Genomic DNA, 730 nt, shown 5'->3' on the forward strand with positions numbered 1-730 from the left:
CGCGGGGTGAGCTTCCGCCCCTGCTGCTCAATCACGGCAACTAAGGAGACGGCGGATTTCAGGTGCTGTAATTCTGCGTCGGGAATGCGAGCCATATCTTTGTTCCCTCAAAACCTTGTCAAGACCATTTATATGTTTTATTATGGCACATATATATGTACTATCGTCAAGCGGTTATTTTTCAGGGGGTAGAATCATGAGTCATTCGATTTACTGGTGTTTACCTATGCCTTTATCTGAAAGACTCATTGAGCTACGCAAACAACGCAGCCTATCCCAACAGGCAATGGCGGATGCCATTGGCATTCATGCCAATAGCTGGAAGAAATACGAAACAGGGCAGGCACAGCCTTCCCTTGAGGTATTGAAGAAGATTGCCACGTCGCTGAATGTCAGCACGGACTTTTTGTTATTTGATACACATGAACGTGTGCCAACCGGTGAGCTTTCATTGCAGTTTGAAGCGATTAGCCAGCTTCCTGAGGATGAGCAAGGCATTGTGCGGGAAGTGTTGGAAAGCCTGATTATCAAGTATCAGTCACGGCGCTGGGATTCAGCAAGGCAGGCATCTAAAAAGAAAGAGTAGTTTATAAAATGATCGCAAGTTGTCAGTGCGTCAACACTGGCAACCTGCTAACCACAACCAACTGATTAGGAGTTGAATGATGGCTAAGGCGCATTCTAAGCAAAACTGTGTTCAAAATAAAGCAGCGAAAACAGAACGTTATTA

At 45.5% G+C, this 730-nt stretch carries 1 protein-coding gene; it reads left to right on the forward strand.

The features are described from left to right. The first annotated feature begins 226 nt into the window (after positions 1–226). A complete protein-coding gene (locus Xsze_RS21510) occupies positions 227–586 on the forward strand; it encodes an RstR family transcriptional repressor (RefSeq protein WP_038234419.1) in 360 nt (119 codons plus the stop codon). Positions 587–730: the final 144 nt, after the last annotated feature.

The sequence above is a fragment of the Xenorhabdus szentirmaii DSM 16338 genome, from assembly GCF_002632585.1.
GTDB classification, from domain to species: domain Bacteria; phylum Pseudomonadota; class Gammaproteobacteria; order Enterobacterales; family Enterobacteriaceae; genus Xenorhabdus; species Xenorhabdus szentirmaii.